The organism is Deltaproteobacteria bacterium, from assembly GCA_019308905.1.
Classification (GTDB): Bacteria; Desulfobacterota; BSN033; order WVXP01; family WVXP01; genus JAFDHF01.
In genome coordinates this window covers 1-5,735 of the sequence record JAFDHF010000114.1, presented here as the reverse complement: position 1 = coordinate 5,735, position 5,735 = coordinate 1, and the positions used below count along the sequence as shown (strand labels likewise).

Here is a 5,735-nt window from a genome sequence, read left to right as displayed (position 1 = left end):
GGATACTTGGGAAGAAGTCCTGGGTGCGATGTGACAAGCATCCGGGTAAGGAAGTGCTGAGAAAGGTGAGCAAGGAGTTGAGGGGTGAAGTGGTGGAGGTAGTATAAAGCAATCAGTCAAGCCCTAGCTCCTTCTTCCATGCTAGGGGGTGAAGCCTGTCGAGCTCGTCATATAGGTCTGTTCTTGTATCTGGATTTCCTAAGCCTCTCAAGTTCCTTGGAGACATCGGCTGGGTCAACGCCAAGGTCCAATATCATCATGCATAGGTTTTTTAATGACTGGGCTTTGGCTTTGTCCAGACGGGACTTCAAGTCTTTGCGTATTTGATCAAAATCCGAGAGCAGATTGGCCCAAAGGTTGATACCTAGGTCGCGGTAAAGCTTTCCAATTTGTTTGGCATCGTCAGGATTTTGACCCTCCGATATATCTCCAATGTCCTTAATTGTTACTTGTTTTTCCAATGTTAAGGAAAGTCTTTCACTAAGCAGGTCGAGTCGATGTACAAATTCGCCGCTAGCTTTTATCGTAAGGATTGCATCTGGCGCTATTTGATAAGCGTAGTATCTTAACTGTTGGGAGACTATGCCAATTCGGTAGGTCTTGACCGAGTGCTCCCAAAGAAACTGGGCGAATAACTCGTCCACGGTATACCTCAAGTCATTGATGGCCCTAGGTGGAATATGCCCTTTTTTTGACCTTAGTTTTTTAGGGGGTAACTCATAGTATAGCCAGCCTTTATCTATTGCGGGCGGGGCGCCATGAAGAATGTAAGCGGACCTTACCCCGAGGAGCATTGCAAAATCTTCAATTGGACCCTGGTATGCCACAGTTCGCCTGACGCTTTCGAGACGCGCATAGCTTCGCTGTTTTAAACCAAGGAGGGCTCCTGCGTGTTCCTGGGTCCAGCCGATTAATTGCCTGAACATCCTGATTCTATCTCCGATGTACATACGTGCCCCTCACTTTTGTGTTGACAAAAGCTTTAGTTGTTTATAACATAGCTAGCTAATAGCTAGCTCTATGCTAAATAATCACAAACACAGTTGATGTGAATCCCTGCTAGCTAGTTAGAGCCTAATACAAAAGTGGGAAAATAGCAAGAACGGATTTGGCAACGGGGGTTAAGGGGGTGAAATGATGACGGATACTGAAAAACATCAGGGGCAAAATCGGGTGGTAAATCTTGCGCTTTGATTCCTCAAGTTGCCGCCTCGCCAATTCAGCCCACGCGAGATCGCAGGAATAGATCAAGAACAAGCGGTTAGGGTTGGCTTCGAAAAGCGTCAACAAAAGGACACATGTCCTTCAGTTGACCGCCATGAGCGGGAAAAGGACCGCAATTCTCAAAACCCGAATATCGGAAAACGTCATTCCAAGAGGGAGAAAAAAACAGTTAGGGGGTAATGTCATGGGAACAGAACAAAGTCATGTCAATATTCCGATTTCGAAACTGGAGGTACCGCCGCGGCAGTTTAGTCCCAGAGTCATCGGCGGACTGAACCAGACATTTGTGAGACGGTACAGGGAGATTATTGAAACAGGCGAGGCTGAAAAACTCTGGCCGATTGAGGTTTGGGAGAAGGAGCCCGGTAAATATTGGATTGTTTCAGGCGTCCATCGGTACCACGCGGCGGTGGAAGAAGGCCTGACCAAGATTCCATGCGTAATACGAGATGACGTAACCGAGGAAACGTTACTGCTTGAGGCGTTCGTCGCAAACCTGACACACGGATATCCCTATGTCGATGGGGAACGAAAGGATGTGGTGAGGAAGCTCTATCAGCAGGGTTTCAGTGTCAGAGAGATTCATGAAAAGACTCGGATCCCTGGGCGGACGTTGCGGCGGTGGGTTAAGGATCTGGCGGAGGAAAAGCGCAGGGAAAGGGATAGGAGAATAGTTAGTCTTGCGGAACTGGGGAGGACACAAACAGAGATTGCCGAGGAGCTTGGGGTCGATCAAGCGACCGTAAGTAGGGTGTTGAGCGACCAAAAAATTATGCAAAATGGCCATGTGGCCATTCCGCATAGAACTCAAAGGAGCCTACGGGATTCCGAAATTGAGAGCATAATAAACCTGGCGGGACGTTATACGCAGGCCGAAATTGCCGAGCTAGTTGGGGTGTCACAGAGTGTGGTTAGTGAGGTCCTAAAGAGACATGTAAGCAAGGGATCGGCTAATATAAAGCGGAATGAAGGCTCAATTATCGGAATCCGACAAATGACGTTTTCCGATAATTGTGAAAGCGCCAGTAATTCGAATAACTTAGACAAAAAGACAGCAGTTAACATTTGTTCAACTTTTGTTAACCCTGAAGATAGTGGCCATGGGTCCGCGAAGCAAAGTGAGGAGTCTGGCCGCACAGACGATTCTCCTACCTTCGACCATCATTCCGAAATCTTGTCGTCCTCTTTTAGAGAAAGCAGTCCTGATGATGAGGGAGTTGATAAAGACAACGATTCCGCCGGATTTGAGAGTGATCCCGAGGCAAATGACCCGGTAGATACTCAAGAAGACACAGAAGAGCATTCCGAAAGAGTCGAAGCCGATGAAATACAAGGGCCAGAAAGTAGGGAAGAGGAGACACAGGCGTTGGAGGAAGGAACCCCTGATGCTGAGGATGAGGCTTATGACGAGCCATTGGAAGCGGAAGAGGGTGGGGAACTGGAGCAAGAGACAGCCAGCTCGGGGCCGAGCCGAACCAGGGAGCCTGATGCGAGGGATTTGGAGCAATTCCAGATGTTCACAAACCTTGCCGAGGAAAAACAGAAGGCAATTAAGATAATCTATTACGTGGCCCAGAGGAAAAAAGGTGCTGCCTTTGACCTCGATGACATAGCAGAAAGGGTGTGCGGTGACGGCCTATCCGAATGGGCCTGGATGCAGGCCGTAATAAACTGTGCGATAGTCCTTGCGGTGGGGGGGCCATCGGCGGAGATTGAGGAGATAGCCGAAAAGCTAGACCTGGAACCGGATGTAGTAAGACTCATAGGGACTTTCGTGAAGATGGACCTATGCAACCCAATCGGCACGGGATTATGGAACTGGGCCAAGAGCAATCTTTGGAAGACCCCTCCACAGTGGCTATTGGAGCTTGTTGGACTTGAGAAGGAAGACCTGTGGTACGCCCTTGAGGGGCGGGAGGCACCGAGCCGGGACAAGGTCAAGGGCATGGATGTGGAGTTCCTAGAATTTGTAGATTCGGCTGTACTAACTTTAAGGAGTATCCGGGACCAGATCAGGAGCCATCTTTTCACGAAGGAAGCACTCCTGATCTATCTGTTATCCGTGAACAAGATGACGATTGTGCTTAACGAGATCAAAGATGAAATTCGCATTCAAGAGCGCAACGCCAGGCGTGAAGGCAATGGAGACAGGAGTGTAAGCCTGAACGACGAGTTGCTGGAGCAGTTCCGGCCTCTGGTGGAAAAGGTGGCCGCTATTCACTCGAAGAACCTTCCGAGCGTTTCGAGGGACGAGCTGGAGCAGGACCTGTGGATAGCGGGCATTCTTGGAGTTGTGCGCTGGAAGCCGCAACGTGGCAGGTTGGAGCCCTGGGTGAAAGGCATGATCTTGTGGAAAGTGAAGGAAGTAAAAAGACGGGAATATAAGCGGCTCAAGCATGAAAGAGAATACCGGAGGGATGCTAGGGGGGGCCTCCATTGGGGAAAATAAGAAGGAAAGGGAGGAAAGCTTAGGATAGAAATTTGGTGCTTGACAAAGCGGTTCAATATCAGCAGGAGGGATTAGGTGAGATCAAAGGCGTCCATTTTACAACCGGAAGATGAGTTTGTAGAGGCATTGGTTGAGTTTCTTATCAACAACTATGCGAAATTGTCCAAAACGGAGAATGCAAAAGAGGAATTGGTTTCCCGACGGCATGCAGTTTCCGTTGACCAGACAGAAACTGAAAAATGCGATACGCTGCAATCTATGTGAGGGTTTCGACAGAGGAGCAGGCAAAGAAAGGCTACTCCGTTGAAGCACAAAGAGAAAAGCTGGAGTCCTACTGTAAGAAGAGGAAATGGGCATATTCAATTTTTGAAGATGCAGGCTTCAGCGCAGGGTCTCTCAATAGGCCTTCCATTCAATTGCTCATCGAGGAAATAAAAGCAGGCAAAATTGACAAGGTCGTCGTCTGGAAATTGGACAGATTGTCCAGGCGAATGAAAGACCTTTACACTGTGCTTTCCTTGCTAGAAGAGCACGGCGTTGAGCTGGTATCAATAAGCGAAAATATTGTCACGAACTCAAGCTTAGGTAAATTCCTGACAGGAATTCTTGGTAGTGTAGCGGAACTGGAGCGGGAACAGATTAGGGAAAGGATTCGGTCTGTTAAGGATACGAGGAAGAGGGTAAAGAGACTTCCGCTTGGCCACCCGCCTTTAGGATACCGGCGCGGTTTCAAAATTGCTCCTGAGGAGGCTCTAGTAGTCAAAGAGATCTTTGAGCTTGCCCAGTTTATGGGACCAACAGGAATAGCGAGGGTCCTGAACAGGAAAGGATTAAAGACGAGGGACGGGAACACTTGGTCGAGGGTGGCAGTGAGGCGTATTCTGGATAATGAGACGTACACAGGGGTCATAAGGCTTGAAGATGGTAATTATGTCGAAGGAAACTACGAGCCTATTATTCCCAGAGACCTTTTTGAAAATACGCACAAACGATTTAAGAGGAGATCGAGGCGAAAAAGTGCAACCTCGAAGCATCTTCTCTCAGGAGTTATGGTTTGCGGATTGTGTGGGAAAACGATGGGTGCTACTGGGGACTATAAAGCAGGAAAGAGGTTCTATACTTGCGTCACAAAGATTTCATATGACGCGCAAGCGTGTCCAAATCGCCGTTTCAGGGCTGACTACGTTGAATCAGAGCTGAGCAGAAGAATAGCGGAATACGCGGGAAAAGAAAGAGCAAGGGTGTTCGAAAAGATCCAAACGATGGTGGCTAAATCTCAACTAGAAGCATTGAAGACAGAAAAAAGAGACCTTGATAATGCGATTTCGAACATAAAAACCCGGATATCGAGGCTTTATGAACTGTTTGAAGAGGAGCGTGTGGACAAACCCGGGTTGCTTGCAAGAATGGACGAACTGAAAAAGAAACGGGAGGAGTTTGAGAAAAAACGCGTTGAGGTCGAAAATAAGATTCAGAAGAATGACCCAAAGAAGATGGTGGAATTATTGCAGGAGGCGTTTGATCGATTTGAAGAGCTCTGGGAGGTTTCAAATGCCGCGGATCGGAAAGCACTACTAAGGACCATGGTGGATTCTGTAGTTGGGTACCCTGAAAAAATTATTGTACGTTTCAGATGGGGGCAGGAAGACGTAATTCCCTACCCGAGGCGTAAGAGGCTCATTGAACTTGATGCTCAGGAAAGAGAATTCTTAGAAGGGTTCGAGAACATTCAGGCAAGGATTGTTTTGCTGGCGGACGAAGGTAAGATGGGCAAGGAGATATCCGAGGCGGTTAATGTTGACTACTCTAAAGTGATATGGGTTCTGAGTCAGTTTAGAAAAAGGCGGCTGAAGTACATTGAAAATGCGAGAGCACTGAGAGGACCGCAGCGTGTGCCGGATGAAATTCAAAAAATCTTGTTGAAGCACTCTGAAACGGTTGATATGCTAAAAAGTCCAGGTGAACTTATGAGATTTTTGCGGCTAAAAGGTGTGGTAACTAGCTTAAATATGGTCAAAAATATATTTTACAAAACCAGGTGATAATTGGATACGTCCAGCCA

The 5,735-nt window shown here is 47.8% G+C and carries 4 protein-coding genes; 3 read left to right on the top strand and 1 reads right to left on the bottom strand.

The window, feature by feature from the left end:
- Positions 1–167: 167 nt before the first annotated feature.
- The gene (locus JRJ26_20045; GenBank protein MBW2059783.1) at positions 168–950 is read right to left on the bottom strand and encodes a helix-turn-helix domain-containing protein; all 783 of its coding nucleotides are present in this window, start codon (positions 948–950) and stop codon (positions 168–170) included.
- Positions 951–1,408: 458 nt separating this feature from the next.
- Between JRJ26_20045 and JRJ26_20040 the strand changes: the two genes are divergently transcribed.
- The 3 genes from JRJ26_20040 (at position 1,409) to JRJ26_20030 (ending at position 5,715) form a co-directional block, all read left to right on the top strand.
- Positions 1,409–3,673: a ParB N-terminal domain-containing protein gene (locus JRJ26_20040; GenBank protein MBW2059782.1), complete on the top strand. Its 2,265-nt coding sequence runs from the start codon at positions 1,409–1,411 to the stop codon at positions 3,671–3,673.
- Positions 3,674–3,748: 75 nt separating this feature from the next.
- Entirely contained in the window at positions 3,749–3,937 is a 189-nt protein-coding gene (locus JRJ26_20035) for a hypothetical protein (protein ID MBW2059781.1), read from the top strand.
- Entirely contained in the window at positions 3,913–5,715 is a 1,803-nt protein-coding gene (locus JRJ26_20030; protein MBW2059780.1) for a recombinase family protein, read from the top strand. The genes JRJ26_20035 and JRJ26_20030 overlap by 25 nt, the downstream gene beginning before the upstream one ends.
- Positions 5,716–5,735 lie beyond the last annotated feature (20 nt).

Bases quoted from the DNA above. Each gene is read 5' to 3' on its own strand.
- JRJ26_20040 (MBW2059782.1), top strand. From the start codon at position 1,409: ATGGGAACAGAACAAAGTCATGTCAATATTCCGATTTCGAAACTGGAG.
- JRJ26_20030 (MBW2059780.1), top strand. From the start codon at position 3,913: ATGCGATACGCTGCAATCTATGTGAGGGTTTCGACAGAGGAGCAGGCA.
- JRJ26_20045 (MBW2059783.1), bottom strand. From the start codon at position 950: ATGTACATCGGAGATAGAATCAGGATGTTCAGGCAATTAATCGGCTGG.